At 44.8% G+C, this 19,999-nt stretch carries 19 protein-coding genes, 1 tRNA gene and 1 riboswitch; of the genes, 12 read left to right on the forward strand and 8 right to left on the reverse strand.

Translation table 11 applies throughout. The annotated features are described in order from the left end of the window. Nucleotides 1-194: 194 nt before the first annotated feature. From moaE to moaA, 5 genes are all read right to left on the reverse strand, one after another. Nucleotides 195-650, reverse strand: a complete 456-nt coding sequence (gene moaE / locus R7E78_RS00460; protein WP_005380781.1) for a molybdopterin synthase catalytic subunit MoaE — start codon at nucleotides 648-650, stop codon at nucleotides 195-197. A 1-nt stretch (nucleotide 651) separates the two neighbouring features. Then, nucleotides 652-909 (reverse strand): molybdopterin synthase sulfur carrier subunit, encoded by a 258-nt coding sequence (moaD, locus tag R7E78_RS00465; protein ID WP_318057577.1) that lies wholly within the window; start codon nucleotides 907-909, stop codon nucleotides 652-654. Continuing rightward, nucleotides 906-1,385, reverse strand: a complete 480-nt coding sequence (gene moaC, locus R7E78_RS00470) for a cyclic pyranopterin monophosphate synthase MoaC (protein ID WP_005380779.1) — start codon at nucleotides 1,383-1,385, stop codon at nucleotides 906-908. The genes moaD and moaC overlap by 4 nt, the downstream gene beginning before the upstream one ends. A gap of 26 nt (nucleotides 1,386-1,411) precedes the next feature. Next, the gene (moaB, locus tag R7E78_RS00475; protein WP_005388935.1) at nucleotides 1,412-1,924 is read right to left on the reverse strand and encodes a molybdenum cofactor biosynthesis protein B; all 513 of its coding nucleotides are present in this window, start codon (nucleotides 1,922-1,924) and stop codon (nucleotides 1,412-1,414) included. 101 nt (nucleotides 1,925-2,025) lie between these two features. After that, nucleotides 2,026-3,015, reverse strand: a complete 990-nt coding sequence (moaA, locus tag R7E78_RS00480) for a GTP 3',8-cyclase MoaA (protein ID WP_065274716.1) — start codon at nucleotides 3,013-3,015, stop codon at nucleotides 2,026-2,028. Further along, a riboswitch (molybdenum cofactor riboswitch) is annotated at nucleotides 3,004-3,138 on the reverse strand. (Overlaps the previous gene by 12 nt.) Before the next feature lie 175 nt (nucleotides 3,139-3,313). Between moaA and R7E78_RS00485 the strand changes: the two genes are divergently transcribed. After that, nucleotides 3,314-4,210 carry a YvcK family protein gene (locus R7E78_RS00485; protein WP_065274717.1) on the forward strand — a complete coding sequence of 299 codons (897 nt, stop codon included), beginning with the start codon at nucleotides 3,314-3,316 and terminating at the stop codon, nucleotides 4,208-4,210. Between the two features lie 138 nt (nucleotides 4,211-4,348). Here R7E78_RS00485 and luxU read toward each other — a convergent pair whose 3' ends face one another. The 3 genes from luxU to uvrB form a co-directional block, all read right to left on the reverse strand. After that, complete coding sequence (gene luxU, locus R7E78_RS00490) at nucleotides 4,349-4,693, reverse strand: quorum-sensing phosphorelay protein LuxU (protein WP_017636054.1); 345 nt, start codon at nucleotides 4,691-4,693, stop codon at nucleotides 4,349-4,351. After that, nucleotides 4,690-6,096, reverse strand: coding sequence for a quorum-sensing sigma-54 dependent transcriptional regulator LuxO (gene luxO, locus R7E78_RS00495; protein ID WP_005380768.1), 1,407 nt, complete (start codon nucleotides 6,094-6,096; stop codon nucleotides 4,690-4,692). Before luxO ends, luxU begins: the two co-directional genes overlap by 4 nt. A 291-nt stretch (nucleotides 6,097-6,387) precedes the next feature. After that, nucleotides 6,388-8,418: an excinuclease ABC subunit UvrB gene (gene uvrB / locus R7E78_RS00500; protein WP_017636056.1), complete on the reverse strand. Its 2,031-nt coding sequence runs from the start codon at nucleotides 8,416-8,418 to the stop codon at nucleotides 6,388-6,390. 559 nt (nucleotides 8,419-8,977) lie between these two features. Here uvrB and R7E78_RS00505 point away from each other — a divergent pair. From R7E78_RS00505 to R7E78_RS00555, 11 genes are all read left to right on the forward strand, one after another. Beyond that, nucleotides 8,978-9,053, forward strand: a tRNA-Asn gene (locus tag R7E78_RS00505). 351 nt (nucleotides 9,054-9,404) lie between these two features. Then, a complete protein-coding gene (pflB, locus tag R7E78_RS00510; protein ID WP_065274718.1) occupies nucleotides 9,405-11,702 on the forward strand; it encodes a formate C-acetyltransferase in 2,298 nt (765 codons plus the stop codon). Between the two features lie 305 nt (nucleotides 11,703-12,007). Next, nucleotides 12,008-12,586, forward strand: a complete 579-nt coding sequence (rsxA, locus tag R7E78_RS00515) for an electron transport complex subunit RsxA (protein ID WP_005380762.1) — start codon at nucleotides 12,008-12,010, stop codon at nucleotides 12,584-12,586. Between the two features lie 3 nt (nucleotides 12,587-12,589). Further along, nucleotides 12,590-13,186 carry an electron transport complex subunit RsxB gene (rsxB, locus tag R7E78_RS00520; protein ID WP_005380760.1) on the forward strand — a complete coding sequence of 199 codons (597 nt, stop codon included), beginning with the start codon at nucleotides 12,590-12,592 and terminating at the stop codon, nucleotides 13,184-13,186. 8 nt (nucleotides 13,187-13,194) lie between these two features. Continuing rightward, a complete protein-coding gene (rsxC, locus tag R7E78_RS00525) occupies nucleotides 13,195-15,831 on the forward strand; it encodes an electron transport complex subunit RsxC (protein WP_258484668.1) in 2,637 nt (878 codons plus the stop codon). Then, complete coding sequence (gene rsxD / locus R7E78_RS00530; RefSeq protein ID WP_033907336.1) at nucleotides 15,831-16,877, forward strand: electron transport complex subunit RsxD; 1,047 nt, start codon at nucleotides 15,831-15,833, stop codon at nucleotides 16,875-16,877. The genes rsxC and rsxD overlap by 1 nt, the downstream gene beginning before the upstream one ends. A 7-nt stretch (nucleotides 16,878-16,884) precedes the next feature. Then, on the forward strand, nucleotides 16,885-17,517 hold the full coding sequence (rsxG, locus tag R7E78_RS00535) for an electron transport complex subunit RsxG (RefSeq protein WP_047103464.1): 633 nt from the start codon (nucleotides 16,885-16,887) through the stop codon (nucleotides 17,515-17,517). Then, nucleotides 17,517-18,209 carry an electron transport complex subunit E gene (locus tag R7E78_RS00540; RefSeq protein WP_005380745.1) on the forward strand — a complete coding sequence of 231 codons (693 nt, stop codon included), beginning with the start codon at nucleotides 17,517-17,519 and terminating at the stop codon, nucleotides 18,207-18,209. The genes rsxG and R7E78_RS00540 overlap by 1 nt, the downstream gene beginning before the upstream one ends. Nucleotides 18,210-18,273: 64 nt before the next feature. Beyond that, nucleotides 18,274-18,915: an endonuclease III gene (gene nth / locus R7E78_RS00545; protein WP_005380743.1), complete on the forward strand. Its 642-nt coding sequence runs from the start codon at nucleotides 18,274-18,276 to the stop codon at nucleotides 18,913-18,915. Between the two features lie 32 nt (nucleotides 18,916-18,947). Next, nucleotides 18,948-19,364: a lactoylglutathione lyase gene (gloA, locus tag R7E78_RS00550; protein WP_017635317.1), complete on the forward strand. Its 417-nt coding sequence runs from the start codon at nucleotides 18,948-18,950 to the stop codon at nucleotides 19,362-19,364. A gap of 150 nt (nucleotides 19,365-19,514) precedes the next feature. Beyond that, nucleotides 19,515-19,949, forward strand: a complete 435-nt coding sequence (locus tag R7E78_RS00555; protein ID WP_005384886.1) for a DUF2753 domain-containing protein — start codon at nucleotides 19,515-19,517, stop codon at nucleotides 19,947-19,949. Nucleotides 19,950-19,999: the final 50 nt, after the last annotated feature.

Raw genomic sequence — 19,999 nt, forward strand, 5'->3', positions numbered from 1 at the left:
CATTTAACATTTATGACAAATCAAGTCTAACAAATAATTGTTTATATATTGGGCAAAAAACTTTTATTGTGAAGAATATCACCAGACAAAAGATAGGAAATATCGAAACAAAGTGAGCAATACAATGAAGATAAATACAAAAAAAGCTAAGTGCCATTAGCACTTAGCTTTTTTCACTAGAATGCGGGTTAGTTCTATTTTTCCCAACGCTGTGCAGCTTGATGATCGGTGTCGCGCGACTCAATCCAACGATCTTCATTCGTCGTACGCTCTTTTTTCCAAAATGGTGCTTGGGTTTTCAGATAATCCATGATGAACTCGCACGCATCAAATGCCGCGCCGCGGTGCGCACTGGAAACGCCCACAAATACAATTTGATCACCGCTATCCATGTCTCCGACACGATGAATCACGCGTACACCTAATAGTGGCCAGCGAGACTCAGCTTGATCGCAAATGTCGCTCAAGCTCTTCTCTGTCATCCCCGGATAGTGCTCTAGATGTAAACCAATCACATTATCCCCAAGGTTCATATCTCGAACTTTACCAACGAATGTAACGACAGCGCCGGCAGCCGTCCCTTCAGATAGACGTTGATATTCTTGCTCGACCGAAAAATCTTCAATTTGTACAGAAACACGAGAATCCATCTTAACCCCCAGTTACCGGCGGGAAAAACGCAACTTCGTCACCTGCTTTTACTTGTGTACCCAGAGGGACGATGGATTGGTTCACTGCAGCAAGTAGCTTTCCTGGCTCGAGCGCTAAATCCCACTTGCCATCTTTCTCAGTGCCTTCTTCCACTAGATGTGCACGAATTGATTCAACCGTTTCAAACGGCCCGTCTAACTCGACACTGTCGATGCCAATCAGCTCGCGAGTTTGAGCAAAGAAAAGTACTTTAATCATGATTCCACCTTAAAGTGACCAGATTTACCACCCGTTTTCTCTAATAGACGAACTTGACCAATAACCATGTCTTTTTGTACTGCTTTACACATATCGTAAATCGTTAGAGCAGCAACGGAAGCTGCCGTGAGCGCTTCCATTTCCACGCCAGTTTTACCCGCAAGTTTACATACTGATTCGATGCGAACTTTGTTTTCTGCTTCGATAGCTTCCAGTTGAACTTCAACTTTAGAGAGTAGTAGCGGATGACAAAGTGGAATCAAATCCCAGGTTTTCTTCGCAGCTTGAATACCAGCAATACGAGCCGTCGCAAATACATCACCTTTATGGTGCTGGCCAGAGACAATCAGTTGAAGTGTTTCTGGGGCCATGTGAACAAATGCTTCAGCACGAGCTTCACGAACCGTCTCCGTTTTTGCTGACACGTCAACCATGTTTGCTTCGCCAGAAGCATTGATATGTGTAAATTGGGTCATTGTTTTTCCTTCGCTTTTAGGAAAGGTTATACAGATAGGTGTGGCATGAAGTTACAAGGGCGATGACTTGCATCCAACTGCTGTTTAATAATTTTTGTCCAGCCTGTGCGGCACGCACCAGTTGAACCTGGCATTGCGAAGATCACGGTGTGGTTAGCAAAACCTGCAATCGCACGAGACTGAATCGTAGACGTACCGATCTCTTCGTACGACACCATACGAAACAACTCACCAAAACCTTCAACTTCTTTATCAAATAGAGGCTTAAGTGCTTCTGGCGTGCTATCACGTGAGGTGAAACCTGTACCGCCAGTAATCATGATAGCTTGTACGCTTTCATCAGCAATCCATTGAGAAACAATCGCGCGGATCTTGTACATATCATCAATAACAATTTGCTTGTCTACTACGTTGTGACCCGCTTCTTGAGCATGTTCAGCAAGGTAACGACCAGAGGTATCGTTTTCTTCAGTACGAGTGTCAGATACCGTTAGAACGGCAATATTTGCAGGTTGGAATTTGCTTTCAGCGTGACCCATTTGTTCACCTATTCTCTTAATTAGCTTTGATACGCTTGGTATCGATTCGGAAAAAGTTAGAGCCAGCTTATCAGTGAACTCGCTCTAAAAATTGAATGAAGTTAGCCGCCGATAGACGCGAGGTGTGGCGTCATACCAGTATTGCCATCATGCAAGAAATGGCTTACCGACTTGGTTTGTAACTGCGCCTGGATACGTTCAATAAGCTCACTCTCTTGCTCATCACGTTCCAAAAGATCACGCAATTCTACACCGTGGTCTCCAAACAGACATAGGTGCAGCTTACCCATCGCAGAAACGCGCAGTCGGTTGCAGCTTTCACAAAAGTCTTTTTCATAAGGCATGATAAGACCTATTTCACCCTTGTAATCAGGATGAACAAATACTTGCGCAGGACCATCATTATGCGAGCGCACTTTCAGCAACCAACCATTTGCAATTAGCTGGTTACGAATTGCCACTCCGGATACATGGTGCTTATTAAATAGCTCATCCATCTCACCCGTTTGCATCAACTCAATGAAACGCAGTTGGATTGGACGATCTTTTATCCAGTTAAGAAACGCTGGCAGCTCGTGATGGTTCAGATCTTTCATCAACACCACATTAACTTTTACTTGCTCATAACCGACCTCGAACGCACGTTCGATACCATTCATGACTTCAGTAAACTTATTTTCACCTGTGATTTGATGAAACATACGCGGGTCAAGGCTATCTACACTCACGTTGATGTTTGTTAAACCGGCTTCACGCCAGTCTGCAACTTGCTTCGCCATTCTGTAGCCGTTGGTCGTCGTCGCCACCTTTTTGATGCCTGGCGTCGTTGCGACAGAATGAATGATGTCAGTGAAATCTTTGCGCAAGCTAGGCTCACCACCAGTGATGCGCACTTTTGACGTGCCACAATCAGCGAATGCTTTTACGACCCGTTTGATTTCAGGGAGAGATAAAAAAGACGAGTTTTTATTGCCCGAAGGCTTATAGCCATCAGGAAGGCAATAGGTACATTTGAAATTACATACGTCGGTCACAGACAGACGCAAGTAATAAAACTTACGATGAAATTTGTCTTCGAATTGTTGCGCCACGGAACACCTTTCCAAACACGGGAGGCATGGCCATTTCCAATCATGCCCTTGTGACAGTATGCCACTGGCTCAAAACGCTTATCCAAGGACTTAGCAATAGTGAGCTCGGAGTTATGGCAACCAGAGATATGAAATCTCTGATAGCTTTGCGGTGTAAAATACTTAATATTTGTAATGGAATCCAGACTTGAGTGATAAAAAACTCTCTAGAGACACAATTTACCGCTAAGTGAGTACCTTTAAGACACTCCTTAAGATAAATTGTAGCCGTTTTTTATTAGATTATTAGAAGAACATAATGAATATCTACACAGATAAAAAAGTGGTCGCTGTTGGCGGTGGTCATGGCTTAGGTCGAATGCTGGCCGCATTACGAGATTTTGGCAGCAATGCAACTGGGATTGTTGCCACGACTGACAATGGTGGTTCAACAGGAAGAATTCGTCACTGCCAAGGAGGAATCGCTTGGGGAGACACACGTAACTGTATTAATCAGCTCATTACAGAGCCTTCAATCAGTTCGATGATGTTTGAATATCGCTTCAAAGGCACTGGCGAACTTGATGGTCATAATCTTGGTAATTTGATGCTTACTGCACTCGATAACTTATCGGTCAGACCTTTAGATGCCATTAATCTGATTCGCAATATGTTAAAAGTCGACGTTAACATCCTTCCCATGTCCGAACACCCTTCCGATCTTTCCGCGTTATCCGTAGATGGGAAGTGGGTTACGGGAGAAACAAATGTCGACGAAATGAAAGCAGACTTGCGACGTTTGGATCTTTCACCAGAAGTGCCTGCTACCAAAGAAGCCATCACAGCTTTGGCGGAAGCGGACGCGATTATTCTTGGCCCTGGCAGTTTTTTAACTAGTATCATGCCTCCTTTATTGCTGCCTGAACTCGGCAAAGCGATTGCAGCAAACACAAAAGCAAAAGTCATTTTTGTTGCTAACCTGAGTCCAGAATACGGCCCAGCGGGACGAATGACGATGGATCAAAAATTAGAATGGTGTGAACGTGCCTGTCAAGGAAGAAAAATAGACGTGGTTCTAGCAGAGAAAACCGAGCAAGACGTCTTAAGTCAATGGAATGTAGTGACGGAGTCACTCGCCTCCTCTAACCGAGACTGGCGTCACGATAGAAACAAGCTCAAACTAGCGATTGAAAGTCAGCTACAACTTTCTATTTAAGAGCGCGTTACCTGGCTAGCGCCCTCTTTTAAGGTGTTTATTGATAATGAAAACCCTTCTGTAATCGAAGGGTTTTAGTTCAGGCATCCAGTAAGAACAGATGTTTACTAAGAAAAAATGGTTAATAGGAATAAATAGTTACTGTCGCCAAGAGCGATAAGCATCTCGAGTTTCGTGCAAAAGATCGAACATAGCCTCTAACTCCTCAGACTCCGCAGTCAACTCACCGGCTTTCGCTTTTTTGTCTATGGACATCGCCAGTTCACAAAGGCGATCTGCCCCAAAGCTCGCAGCACTACTTTTCAGCGCGTGGCTGATTTCTTTTGAGTAAGCTAATCGCTCTGCCCCCTGTAGTTGGGATAAGTTCTCGATATAGGTATCCATTTCTCCTAGGAAGATATCGAACAGTACAGGTACGTTGTCACTGCCAATTTCCATCGACAGTTCATCTATTTTTTGCTGATTTAATACATTTACACTCATACTTTTTGCCGCTCTTCCTTGCCGTTCCATGCCTGTAACTTGCGGTAAATCGTCGACGGACTGACATCAAGGTATCCCGCCGCTCGAGGAATATTGCCATCACATGCTTCAATCGCTTGCTCGATTGCCATTTTTTCCGTCATCCATAATGGCATAATCTCAGATGCGGTCATCGCTTTCGGCTCAATTAATTTAGCCACAGACGACGGACGGTCAAGCGGTTGATTCAACGGTGGCGGTAACATGTCCAACGTAATCTCTTTACCGTTGTTTAGAACAACGATATTGCGTAGCACGTTTTGTAACTGACGAACGTTACCCGGCCACTCATAGCTGTTGAATCGCTCGATGACATCAGGCGCAAAACGTATGAAGCTTTTTCCTTCTTCGTGTGACATGTAACCTAGCAGTGAGTATGCAATTTCAATAACATCTTCGCCTCGTTCGCGTAAAGGCGGTAAATGCAAAGGAATGACATACAAACGATAGTACAAATCTTCACGGAATCGACCTTCTTGTACCTCTTTCCAGGGATCACGGTTAGTGGCACAAACAAAGCGCACATCCACGCTCTTCATTTTTGAGGAACCCACTTTTTGGAATGTGCCCGTTTGAATAAATCGTAGCAACTTGGTTTGTAAATCCAAGTCCATCTCACAAAGCTCATCTAGAAAAAGTGTGCCGCCATCCGCTAACTCAGCTGCCCCTTGACGATCATTCGCAGCGCCAGTAAAGGCCCCTTTTACGTGACCAAACAGTTCACTCTCAATCAAATCTTTTGGAATTGCAGCACAGTTAATTGCAATAAAAGGTTTGTCACCACGTTTACTTGCTGCGTGAATAGCCTCGGCACATACCTCTTTACCAGTACCACTTTCACCTGTGATAAAAATACTCGCTTTACTGCTCGCCGCTGAATCTATCGTACGGTAAACCTGCTGCATGGTTTGGCTACTGCCGATAAACCCCTGATAGCTCTGATTGCCTGGATTATCGGCTTCATTTTTTAGCTTGGTCGCTTTACGAATGGCATTGTTAACCGTGACACGTAAACGGTCTGCTTCACACGGTTTAATTAGAAAGTCTTGTGAGCCATGACGCATGGCCTCGACAGCGGTATCGATAGAACCGTGAGCGGTCATAAAAATTATAGGTACGTCGGGATGACTCTTTTTAACGGCATGTAAAACGTCCATCCCCGTCATATCTGGCAGACGGAGATCGAGTAAAATAAGATCTGGAATTCGATGATTTAGGCTCTCAATGGCATCCCTACCTGTGCCGACAATATTGATATCTATGCCAAGCGGTGTCAGGTATGAGCGGTACAGAGCCGCAACAGATGCGGTGTCCTCGACCATTAAAAGGTAACGAGACTTTGGGCCTTCGGGTTTTTGTTGCATAACCTAGCTATTATTTTGTTGTGTTTTAAACAATAATCGCATTACGCTTTGCATTTTGCAAATAACATTAGCTAAATTATGGGCAAAGGAAAAAATTCAAAAATAATATCAATTATTTAAAAAGTGGCACAAACCATGCTGTAACGATAGTGACCCCTCGGGTCACCTAGCCAACTGACGTTGTTAGTGAACGATATGTTCACAAAACAAGCCAATAGACCCGACTGCCTATTGGCTTCTTTTTTTTACAAGCGACCTAAAATGCTTGGATAGCTAAATCGGTAAGTTTGTTCAACTATTTGCGATGAACTGCGCTCGTAGTTTTTCAATCTCGTCACGCTTTTGTGCCGCTAACTCAAATTCTAAATCTTGCGCATGCTGATACATCGCCGCCTCCAGTCGACTGATTTCTTTTTCTAGCTGCTGAGGGGACAGTGCCTCGTAAGTTTGCGAAGGCTCCGCCACTTTCGATAATGGTACCTGTTTAGTGTTACGCTGGCGTTTAGACTTAGTGATATCGCCAAGTTCCATGATGTCTTTGATATTTCGTTTGAGCGCTTGTGGCGAAATACCCATTTCTTCGTTGTACGCTTCCTGCTTCTCGCGACGACGGTTAGTTTCATCCATCGCCTTTTTCATTGAGTTGGTGATTCGGTCAGCGTATAAAATCGCCTTACCTTCGATGTTTCGTGCAGCACGACCAATGGTCTGAATGAGTGAGCGTTCAGACCGCAAGAAGCCCTCTTTATCCGCATCCAAAATTGCAACTAACGAGACCTCTGGCATATCCAGGCCCTCTCTCAATAAGTTTATTCCCACCAACACGTCAAATTCCCCAAGACGAAGGTCACGGATAATTTCCACACGCTCAACAGTATCAATGTCTGAGTGTAAATAACGTACCTTAACATCATGTTCGTGAAGGTATTCGGTGAGATCTTCAGCCATTCGTTTGGTGAGTGTTGTAACCAGAACTCGTTCATCTTTAGCAGCGCGAATACGGATCTCAGACAATAGGTCGTCGACTTGGGTCGCTACTGGGCGAACTTCCAACTCAGGGTCAAGCAAGCCTGTAGGACGAACGACTTGATCCGCCACATCACCCGCCGATTTTTCTAGTTCGTAATTTCCGGGCGTAGCAGAGACGAAAATCGTTTGTGGCGCTAGTGCTTCAAACTCCTCAAACTTCAGTGGACGATTATCCAAAGCTGAAGGTAACCGGAAACCAAACTCCACCAGCGTTTCTTTACGCGAACGGTCGCCTTTATACATGGCACCTATCTGCGGTACTGTCACGTGAGATTCATCGATGATCAACAAGCCATCATGAGGTAAGTAGTCAAACAGGGTTGGTGGCGGCTCACCTTCCGAGCGTCCACTGAGATAACGAGAATAGTTTTCGATACCGGAGCAAAAGCCCAACTCATTCATCATTTCGATATCGAATTGAGTGCGCTGGCTAATTCGCTGCTCTTCCAGTAGCTTGTTGTTATCTAGAAGCTGCTTTTTGCGCACTTCTAGTTCGACTTTAATATTTTCAATCGCTTCAAGAATGCGATCTCTTGGCGTGACATAGTGCGTCTTGGGATAGATGGTATAGCGCGGCAAGTCTCGTTGTTTCACCACGCCTGTCAATGGATCGAACACACTGATGCAATCCACCTCATCGTCAAACATCTCAACGCGCACAGCGTCTTGGTCTGATTCGGCTGGGAAGATGTCAATCACTTCACCTCGAACACGGAATTGGCCACGCTCAAATGCAACGTCATTGCGTGAGTATTGCAGCTCTGCAAGACGGCGTAGCATATCGCGCTGGTCAATCACATCACCGCGACGTAGGTGCAGCATCATTTGTAGATACGATTCAGGATCACCCAAGCCATAGATAGCCGATACCGATGCAACAATAATGGCATCTTTACGTTCTAGTAGTGCTTTTGTAGCAGACAAACGCATTTGTTCTATATGCGCGTTAACTGAAGCGTCTTTCTCTATAAAGGTATCCGTGGTCGGAACGTACGCTTCAGGTTGGTAGTAATCGTAGTAAGAAACAAAATACTCAACCGCATTATTAGGAAAGAATGACTTCATCTCACCATATAACTGAGCAGCAAGCGTTTTGTTTGGCGCAAGTAATATTGCAGGTCGTTGGGCTTGAGCAATCACATTCGCTAGTGTGAAGGTTTTACCTGAGCCTGTGACCCCCAACAAGGTTTGATGTGCTAGCCCAGCATCGAGCCCCTCAAGCAACTGATTGATCGCTCCTGGTTGATCGCCCGACGGCTGATAATCGGAGACCAATTCATAGACTTTACTCATACCCTTCCTCAATTTTACTGCGCTTTGGCTGTATATATATACACCTTAGCTAATGAAATCTACGTCTATCGAGAATTTAACCATCATTGTTAATAAATTTTCTTGTTTGTCTAGAATGCTATAGCCATACAAAAGTGACTCTGATATAGTACTTCGCCCTAGTTGAAGAGCTACACACATTCTTCACATTATAGTTTCCACAACTTTTCCCCAAAAATTAGCTTAAAACTTTCTTATCCCCAAAAGATTGATTTTTATCCACTTTGAATACCTTTTGATTAACATCGATAAACCTCTGTTTTATTTGCTTATTTTACGCATAACTCTGACTAAAGATTCATTAAATAAAAACTTAGTTGCATATCAATTTTCTTTACCCAGATCTCATCAACATACTTATCCACAAATTTAGTGGATAACTAACCTCGAGCCTTTACTGGCAAGCCATACAGAAAAGTAAAGCCCTTAACTCAATATTTTTTTCTAAAAATGTATTTTTTTACTGTTGACAGTAGTTTGAGTGCTCGGTAAGATTCGTCCCGCTTTCAAGCAAAGCAATTCCTCCTTAGCTCAGTTGGTAGAGCGACGGACTGTTAATCCGCAGGTCGCTGGTTCGAGCCCAGCAGGAGGAGCCAGATTATAGAAAAGCCGTGTCGCAAGACACGGCTTTTTTTGTATCTTAATCGCCATGAAATCTAAGCCAATCTAGGCGTCATAAAATCACACCGAAATAAGTTCAAATTACAGAACTCATAACATTGTCATAGATAGTGTTCTCACAGTACCACACATTTAATTCTGTCTCTTTTCTAGCAAAAAACAATCATAACCAATTGAATCTATTATTAATGCAATTTAATCATTGAAAAAATGAAAAGCATTCATTTTACTCATACCAAATAAATCCATACGATTAAAAGGGTTAAGAATGGTTCCGTCCTACTCGTCGCCTCCATTCTAATTATCAATAACTTAGGGATTTACTTATGACTATTCCGACAACTGACATGCTAGATGCATGGGCTGGATTTACTGCTGGTGAATGGCAAAACTCTGTCAACACTCGTGACTTCATCCAAAAAAACTATACACCCTATGAGGGAGACGAGTCTTTCTTAGCCGAGGTTAGCAAATCCACTTCAGCATTATGGAACCAAGTGCTTGAAGGCATAAAACAAGAAAGCCGCACACACGCCCCTATTGATTTTGACACAGACTTGCCCTCAACAATCACTTCCCACGATGCAGGCTACATCAACAAAGATCTGGAAAAGATCGTTGGCTTACAAACTGATCAACCGCTAAAACGTGCAATCATCGCCAATGGCGGGATTCGCATGGTAAAAAACTCGTGCGAAGTTTATGGCCGCGAATTGGATCCAACGGTTGAAAAAATCTTCACTGAATACCGTAAAACTCACAACAAAGCGTGTTTCGACCTTTACACCAAAGAAATTCTAGCCTGTCGTAAATCCGGCATCATCACGGGCCTTCCTGATGCTTATGGCCGTGGTCGTATCATTGGTGACTATCGCCGTCTCGCCCTATACGGTATCGACTTCTTAAAAGCAGACAAAAAAGAACAATACAATTCAACACAAACGTTCTTAGAACAAGGCAACGATCTTGAGAAAACACTTCGTCTTCGCGAAGAAATAGCCGATCAAGTTCAAGCACTTGAAGACATTCGTCAAATGGGTCTGAAATACGGCATTGATATGTCGCTACCTGCAAAAACAGCACAAGAAGCGATCCAATTTACCTACTTTGGCTACCTAGCGGCGGTTAAATCGCAAAACGGCGCAGCAATGTCACTGGGCCGTACTTCGACTTTCCTAGACGTCTATCTAGAGCGCGATATCGCAAACGATTTGATTGATGAATCACAAGCGCAAGAAATGATTGACCACTTCATCATGAAGCTACGCATGGTTCGCTTCCTACGCACACCAGAATACGATTCATTGTTTTCTGGCGACCCAATCTGGGCAACCGAAGCCATGGCAGGTATGGGTGTTGATGGCCGTACACTAGTATCTAAAACGACATTCCGATACTTACATACGCTACATACTATGGGCCCTGCTCCTGAACCAAATATGACGATTCTTTGGTCAGAGCAATTGCCTGAAGCGTTCAAACAATATGCTGCAAAAGTGTCGATTGATACCTCTTCGGTTCAATACGAAAACGACGATCTAATGCGTCCTGATTTCGACAATGACGACTACGCGATTGCCTGTTGTGTGAGCCCGCAGGTTGTTGGTCAGCACATGCAATTCTTTGGTGCACGTGCCAACCTTGCAAAAGCACTGCTTTACACCATCAATGGTGGTATCGATGAAAAATCGAAAGCGCAAGTGGGTCCGGTAGTGGACAAAGTTCAAGATGAAATTCTCGACTTTGACGCTTTGATGCCTCGTTTCGACAATATGTTGGAGTGGCTAGCAACGCAATACGTCACAGCGTTGAACATCATCCATTATTCGCATGACCGTTACAGCTACGAAGCATCACTGATGGCATTGATGGATCGCGACGTGCACCGCACGATGGCGTGTGGTATTGCAGGTCTGTCTGTTGTTGCAGACTCTTTAGCAGCAATTAAATACGCAACCGTGAAACCCGTTCGTGATGAAGATGGCATCGCCGTTGATTTTAAAATCGAAGGTGATTATCCAAAATTTGGTAACAACGATGCCCGTGTTGATGACATCGCTTGTGATCTAGTTGAGCGCTTCATGAAGAAAATTCAGAAGATGCACACCTACCGCGAAGCAGTGCCAACTCAATCGATTTTAACAATCACATCTAACGTGGTTTACGGTAAAAAAACGGGTAATACACCAGATGGCCGTCGCGCAGGTATGCCTTTTGGACCGGGTGCAAACCCAATGCACGGTCGTGATGAAAAAGGGGCGGTTGCGTCTCTGGCATCGGTTTCTAAATTACCGTTCGCTTACGCTAAAGATGGTATTTCTTACACTTTCTCAATTGTGCCTAACGCATTGGGTAAAGATGACTTGAGTCAGAAGAAGAACCTAGCTGCGCTAATGGATGGTTACTTCCATCACGAAGCAAGCAACGAGGGCATTGCGATTGAAGGTGGTCAACACCTTAACGTCAACGTTCTAGACCGAGAGATGTTATTGGATGCGGTTGAACATCCAGAGAAATACCCTCAGTTGACGATTCGAGTGTCTGGTTATGCGGTACGTTTTAACTCTCTAACGACAGAGCAACAGCAAGACGTCATCACTCGTACCTTCACGAGTAAGATATAAACACAGTCCATCAAGCACTCAGAAAGTTTAAATAATTAGCTTGTAAATATACATTGCCCGCCTCTCTTTTCTACCTGGGAGAGGCGGGCTTTTTTTAAAATCACACATTAGATGAAAATTAATAGGTAGTATCCTCTCGCTAACAATACATTCAGCAAACGATTCAATTTCTTATTGATTCATCAAAATAGATCAAATAGACGACTATTTTTCCATCGTGTATGTAAAACCACATCGTTCACTGGTTGTTATTGGTGTCACAAAACACGATAATATCAAGATCGGATTTTAAGAACGTAATAACTATGACCGAATATGTTTTGTTGTTGGTCGGCACTGTGCTGGTGAACAACTTTGTACTGGTGAAGTTTTTGGGCCTATGTCCTTTCATGGGTGTGTCCAAAAAACTGGAAACAGCAATAGGTATGGGCTTAGCGACAACTTTTGTGCTAACACTCGCGTCAGTGTGTGCGTATTTAGTGGAAAGCTACATCCTTCGTCCACTAGGTATTGAGTACCTTCGAACCATGAGTTTTATTTTGGTGATAGCCGTTGTGGTGCAGTTCACCGAAATGGTTGTGCACAAAACCAGCCCGACGCTTTATCGCTTGCTTGGCATTTTCTTACCGCTGATCACAACAAACTGCGCAGTATTGGGCGTGGCACTTCTTAACATTAATGAAAACCATAACTTTATTGAATCGATCATCTACGGCTTCGGCGCCGCTGTTGGTTTCTCATTGGTGTTGATACTTTTTGCATCCATGCGAGAGCGCATAGCCGCCGCCGACGTTCCTGTACCTTTTAAAGGTGCATCAATAGCAATGATTACAGCAGGTTTAATGTCACTCGCCTTTATGGGCTTTACAGGTTTGGTGAAGTAAGCGATGAGTACGATTTTAATTGCGATTATCGCGTTAGCGGTTCTGGCTGCGATTTTCGGCGCGATACTTGGTTTTGCTTCTATTCGCTTTAAAGTTGAAGCGGACCCTATTGTGGATCAAATCGACGCCATTTTACCGCAAACTCAATGCGGTCAATGTGGCTACCCTGGTTGCCGCCCTTATGCTGAAGCAATTGCAAATGGCGACCACATAAACAAATGTCCCCCTGGTGGTCAGGCAACAATCGAAAAGCTCGCCGACTTAATGGGTGTTGAGCCAGAAGAATCTGCGCACGATCTCGACAGCAAAATTCCAACCGTTGCGTTTATTCATGAAGACATGTGTATTGGCTGCACTAAGTGTATTCAGGCGTGTCCGGTGGATGCAATTGTAGGCGGAACAAAGGCGGTCCATACCGTAATCAAAGATGAATGTACGGGCTGTGACTTGTGTGTTGCCCCATGTCCGACTGATTGTATTGAAATGATTCCTGTGGCAACGACCACAGAAAGCTGGAAGTGGCAACTTCACTCCATTCCGGTACTTAACATTACGGATGCTGCCGACAATGCAGCGAACGTGAAAGATTCAATTAAGTAAGGTTTCACATGTTGTCTTTGATTGAACAAATTCGTACAGGCGCGCTTTGGGATTTCCCAGGTGGTGTGCATCCGGCAGAAAATAAAAAGCAGTCCAACAAAACTGAACTCGCTCATGCGGCTATCCCGTCAGAAATTGTATTGCCGCTAAAACAGCACATTGGTAAAGCGGGTAACCTACTGGTTGCCGAAGGTGACTACGTATTAAAAGGTCAGCCATTAACGCAATCGGAGACCGGCTTTACGGTTCCAGTGCATGCTCCAACATCAGGTACGCTCACCGCGATTGAGCCACGAACTGTCGCGCACCCTTCTGGGTTAAGTGAGTTGTGCGCAGTCATCACGCCTGATGGGAAAGATGCATGGTGTGAAAGAAACCCCGTCGCAGATTACCAACAAGAAACCCCTGACGCACTGATTGATATTATTCGTCTCGCTGGTATTTCTGGTATGGGTGGCGCAGGCTTCCCTACTGCAAAAAAAATCCAATCAGGTTTTGCTCGTACCGAGATTCTTATCGTTAATGCAGCAGAGTGCGAGCCATACATCACGTCTGATGACAAGCTCATGCAAGAACATGCCGAAGAGCTTATTCAAGGTATCGAAATTGTCGAACATATCCTGACACCAAAGCTCACGATTATTGGCATTGAAGACAACAAGCCAGAAGCAATCAAAGCGCTAGAAGCTGCGGCTATAAACAAAGATATCGTTATTCGCGTTATCCCGACTAAATACCCTTCTGGCGGTGAAAAACAGCTGATCAAAATTTTAACCAATAAAGAAGTACCAAGTGGCGCGATTCCAGCCGATATTGGTATTTTGGTTCAGAATGTTGGTTCTCTTTACGCTATAAAACGCGCAGTCATCGACGGTGAACCGATGATAAAGCGCATCGTGACTCTCACTGGTAAAACCTTCAAACAACCACGCAACGTTTGGGCATTGTTAGGGACACCAGTACAAGCACTGTTGGATGAGTTTGGCTATAAAGCAGATAAGAAGTTACAGCGTTTAATTATGGGTGGGCCAATGATGGGCTTTACCCTTCCTCACTCCCAAGTGCCGATTACCAAGACAGCAAACTGTATCCTTGCTCCGACTCGTCGTGAGATCTCTCCGCACCAGTATGAGATGGAATGTATTCGCTGTAGCCAATGTGCAGAAGCGTGCCCTGCTTCGCTGCTGCCTCAACAACTGCAATGGCATGCAAAAGCTGAAGAGTATGACAAACTCGAAGAATTAAACTTAAAGGATTGTATCGAGTGCGGCGCTTGTGCGTTTGTATGTCCAAGTGAAATTCCGCTCGTACAGTACTACCGCCAAGCGAAAGCAGAAATTAGAACTAGAACACAAGAAGCGGAAGCTGCAGAGCGAGCAAAACTGCGTTTTGAAGAGAAAAAAGCGCGTATGGAACGCGAAAAAGCAGAACGTGAAAATCGCTTCAAGAAAGCTGCCGATCAGCGCCGTAAAGAGATGAAGTCTTCTGGCGGCGATGATGCGATAGCAGCAGCAATCGCACGAGTGAAAGCTCAAAAGACAGAAACCACAGAAAAAACAGAGCCAGCAGTAAAACCAGCCGTAGCGGCAGCCATTGCCAAAGCGAAGGCGAAACAAGCGGCAGCAGCTAAAGCAGGCTCTAGTGAACCTGATAACTCAGAAATGGCAAAACTGCGCGAAGAGCGCAAACGTCTTGCTCGCGAACGGAAAGCGCAAAAAGAACAAGGCGAAACGCCAGACAATAACGCTGATGATAAAAAGTCGGCAGTTGCGGCCGCCATCGCCCGAGCTAAAGCGAAAAAAGCACAACAAGAAGATTCAACTGAATCTGTAGAATCGGAAACGTCTGCACAGCAAGACAGCGATCCGAAGAAAGCCGCGGTTGCTGCTGCCATTGCACGTGCCAAAGCACGTAAAGCGAAGCAAGCAGACTCAACTGAAGCGGAAGAAGCTGACGCACCTGCTGAGCAAACCGACGATCCGAAAAAAGCCGCCGTGGCTGCTGCGATTGCACGTGCCAAAGCGCGAAAAGCGAAGCAAGCAGACTCAACTGAAGTGGAAGAAGCTGACGCACCTGCCGAGCAAACCGAAGATCCGAAAAAAGCCGCCGTGGCTGCTGCGATTGCACGTGCCAAAGCACGTAAAGCGAAGCAAGCAGACTCAACTGAAGCGGAAGAAGCTGAAGCACCTACTGAGCAAACCGACGATCCGAAAAAAGCCGCCGTGGCTGCTGCGATTGCACGTGCCAAAGCACGTAAAGCGAAGCAAGAAACGCAAACTGAGCCTGTTGAAGACGCAACTTCTGAAGAACCAGAAGTGGATCCGAAAAAAGCCGCGGTTGCCGCAGCAATTGCGCGCGCGAAGGCTCGTAAAGCGAAGCAAGCAGACTCAGCTGAAGCGGAAGAAGCTGAAGCACCTGCCGAGCAAACCGAAGATCCGAAAAAAGCCGCCGTGGCAGCTGCCATTGCACGTGCCAAAGCACGTAAAGCGAAGCAAGAAACGCAAACTGAGCCTGTTGAAGACGCAACTTCTGAAGAACCAGAAGTGGATCCGAAGAAAGCCGCGGTTGCCGCAGCAATTGCGCGCGCGAAGGCACGCAAAGCGCAACAAGAAGCTAATAAAAATAATACTGAGGAGAACGAGTAGTGTCGTTTTTTATTGCCAGTTCACCGCATACCCACAGTCGTCGTAATACGCCAGACTTAATGAAATGGGTGGCACTTTGCGCACTTCCAGGTTTAGTAGCTCAAACCTACTTCTTTGGCTGGGGTACGCTGATTCAGCTGATTTTTGCCATTGCAGTCGCTGTATCCCTTGAAGCCTTAGTCATGATCTGTCGTAAACGCTCACCAATGAGAGCGCTACGTGATAACAGTGCAATAGTTACCGCTTGGTTGTTAGCCGTTGCTATACCACCATGGTCTCCGTGGTGGATTATGGTGATCGGGCTTATTTTTGCGATAGTAATCGCTAAACACCTCTATGGTGGCCTTGGACAAAACTTATTCAACCCTGCAATGGTCGCTTATGTGGTCTTGTTGATCTCTTTCCCAGTACAAATGACGAGTTGGAGTGCACCGACATCACTCATACCTGATCATGTAAATTTTGCAGATACACTCTCTTTAATTTTTACGGGCTATGATTACGACGGCTTATCACTTCAGCAAGTTCGCTCAGGTGTTGACGGTGTGACAATGGCGACACCACTTGATGCATTTAAGACTGGCATTCTTACAGGTGCCACTCCAAGCGAAGTAATGTCGCAGCCGATATTTGATGGCTTAGGTGGTATTGGTTGGCAATGGGTAAACCTTGCTTACCTTCTTGGCGGCATAGTCATGATCAAAAAGCGTATCATCCAATGGTATATTCCAGCAGGTTTCCTTGCGAGTCTGACTCTGTTTAGCCTAGTGTTCACGTTGCTGACGCCAGGGGAAACTGCGTCGCCAATTTTACACTTGTTATCTGGTGCAACCATGCTTGGCGCATTCTTTATTGCAACCGATCCCGTTTCGGCGTCTACCACCGTCAAAGGACGTTTAATCTTCGGTGCGCTTATTGGTGCTTTGGTTTTTATCATTCGCAGTTGGGGCGGTTTCCCAGATGGTGTTGCATTTGCAGTGTTGCTTGCAAATATGTGTGTGCCACTGATCGATTACTACACCAAACCTAGAACTTACGGTCACTGAGGTAAACATGTTAACCGCTATTAGAAAAAATGGTCTGACACTCGCGATATTTGCATGTGCAACAACCGGATTAGTCGCCCTTACTCAGTACCTAACAAAAGACCAAATCAAGGTACAAGAGCAAAAACAATTACTTTCTGTTTTGAATCAAGTCATTCCAGAAAACATGCATGACAACGCACTCACGCAAGCTTGTACAATGGTCACGTCTCCAGATCTGGGGACATTACGTGCGATGCCAGCCTACCTCGCCACGAAGAATGGTGAACCAACAGCAATCGCAATAGAATCTATCGCGCCAGATGGCTACAATGGTGAGATAAAAGTGATTACTGGGATTGATAATCAGGGCAATATTTTGGGGACACGCGTCCTAAACCACCAAGAAACCCCTGGTCTGGGCGATAAAATCGATCTTCGTGTCACCGACTGGATCCTGAGCTTTACAGGAAAACAAGTCACGGAAAACAATTGGAATTCGTGGAAAGTTCGTAAAGATGGCGGCGATTTCGATCAATTTACTGGTGCAACGATCACGCCAAGAGCCGTCGTAAAAGTGGTGCGAAATACCGTTAACTACGTAAACCAATCTCGTGAAGACATTCTTAACCAGCCGTTAGGCTGTGAAGGAGAGCAGTAATGAATGAGAATAAATTACTGATGAAAAACGGTATGTGGAGTAACAACCCCGCTCTCGTACAACTGCTGGGCTTATGTCCACTGCTAGCGGTTTCTTCCACGATAACCAATGCATTAGGTCTTGGTATTGCAACCTTACTCGTGCTAGTTGGATCCAACGTAACAGTTTCTCTTATTCGTAACTATGTGCCAAAAGAGATCCGTATACCTGTATTCGTTATGATCATTGCCTCACTCGTTACCTGCGTTCAGTTGTTAATGAATGCCTATGCGTACGGTTTGTACCTGTCTCTAGGTATCTTTATTCCTCTGATTGTAACGAACTGCATTATTATTGGCCGAGCAGAAGCTTACGCGTCAAAAAATGATGTTGCACCCGCTGCGCTAGATGGTTTGTGGATGGGCCTTGGTATGACGAGCGTCTTGGTTGTTTTAGGTGCCATGCGCGAATTGATTGGTAATGGCACACTATTCGACGGAGCAGACCTTCTCCTAGGAGACTGGGCTTCAGCTCTACGGATTCAAGTTTTCCAATTTGACAATAGCTTCCTGTTAGCGCTTCTCCCACCTGGTGCATTTATCGGTGTTGGGCTGTTGATAGCGCTCAAAAATGTCATAGATAATTCAATTCAGGCACGTCAACCAAAAGAAGAAAAACCAACCATAGAACGTGCTCGCGTCACTAACGCATAACAAGATAAGGCTCTGTCATAGGAGCCTTTTTCATAAACCGCAGAGACGGTATTGGAAGTCAGCAATGAACAAAATAAAAAGAATCGAGATTCTTGAGCGATTACGAGAAAACAATCCGAATCCTCAAACTGAGCTTAACTGGAGCTCCCCTTTTGAGCTGCTAATCGCTGTATTACTATCAGCTCAAGCAACCGATGTAAGCGTCAATAAAGCCACCGACAAGCTTTTCCCTGTAGCGAATACACCTCAAAGCATTCTTGATTTGGGAGTCGATGGCTTAAAAGAATACATAAAGACCATCGGTTTGTTTAACTCAAAGGCAGAAAACACAATCAAGACTTGTAAGATCTTGTTGGAAAAACACAATGGTGAAGTTCCTGAAGATCGTGCCGCGTTAGAAGCGCTACCAGGCGTAGGTCGCAAGACCGCAAACGTCGTGCTCAACACCGCTTTTGGTTGGCCAACTATTGCCGTCGATACGCACATTTATCGCGTGTCGAATCGCACTAAATTTGCGATGGGAAAAACGGTTGATGATGTCGAGCAGAAGCTATTAAAAGTTGTGCCAAAAGAGTTCAAACTCGATGTGCACCACTGGCTCATTCTTCATGGTCGTTATACGTGCGTAGCAAGAAAGCCTCGCTGCGGTAGCTGTATTATCGAAGATTTGTGCGAATATAAAGAGAAAGTATACCCAGATAGCTAATGCTATTTGTAAATCAAAGCTAGGAGCAAAAAATGTCAAACGGTCGAATTCTCCACACTATGCTTCGCGTAGGTGATCTAGACAAATCCATCAAGTTTTACACTGAAGTTATGGGCATGCAGCTGCTTCGTACTAACGAAAATAAAGAGTACGAATACACGCTAGCGTTTCTTGGTTATGGTGACGAATCCCAAGGTGCAGTGATCGAACTGACTTACAACTGGGGTAAAACTGAGTATGACCTAGGTACTGCTTTTGGTCATATCGCCATTGGTGTTGATGATATCTACACAACTTGCGACGCTATCAAAGCGGCGGGCGGTAATGTGACGCGTGAGCCAGGTCCAGTAAAAGGCGGAAGCACGCACATTGCATTCGTAAAAGACCCAGATGGTTATATGATTGAGCTTATTCAAAACAAGCAAGCTTCATCAGGTCTTGAAGGCTAAGCGGCACTTCTAATAATCACTTGTACTGCAAGTTGAACTCCGATTACAGGCAGGTCTGCGATCTGCCTGTCCTTTTATAAACAAAACCCTTTACTTGATAATAGTTATCGTTTAGATTTATCCGCAACTTCGATATGCGGGATTACGATAATGATCAGTGAATGGGAAAAACACACACTTCTAGCCGATACGGCACTTCAACTAGATGACCCTGTTCGCAGCATTCTTCATTACCAGCAAGCCCTAAGCCTGAGTGAAGATATCAGCGAATGTGTGGAAATTGAGGCGGACGAGCGATTATTAATTTCTGTGATTTCTTGTCATAACTTAGCTCAGTTCTGGCGTTGGGCTGGAGATACTGACTATGAACTCAAATACCTTCAACTGGCCTCTGAGAAAGTCTTAACACTTATCCCACAATGCCCAAATAAAGAGTGTGCAAGCTTTATCGACTCGATAGGATGCTGTACTAAGGCGTTGATAGACTTTATGAAGCGTCACCCTAATCCGGCTATTGCCAAACAGGTTGAAAAAATAGATACCGCAACCAATTGCGAAGTCATTGCCAAATTCCGCTTAAACTAACATTCAAATTATACAGTAGGAATCACCGAAAGGTGCTTGGCAAAATACCA

It is taken from the genome of Vibrio sp. YT-19(2023) (assembly GCF_033337395.1).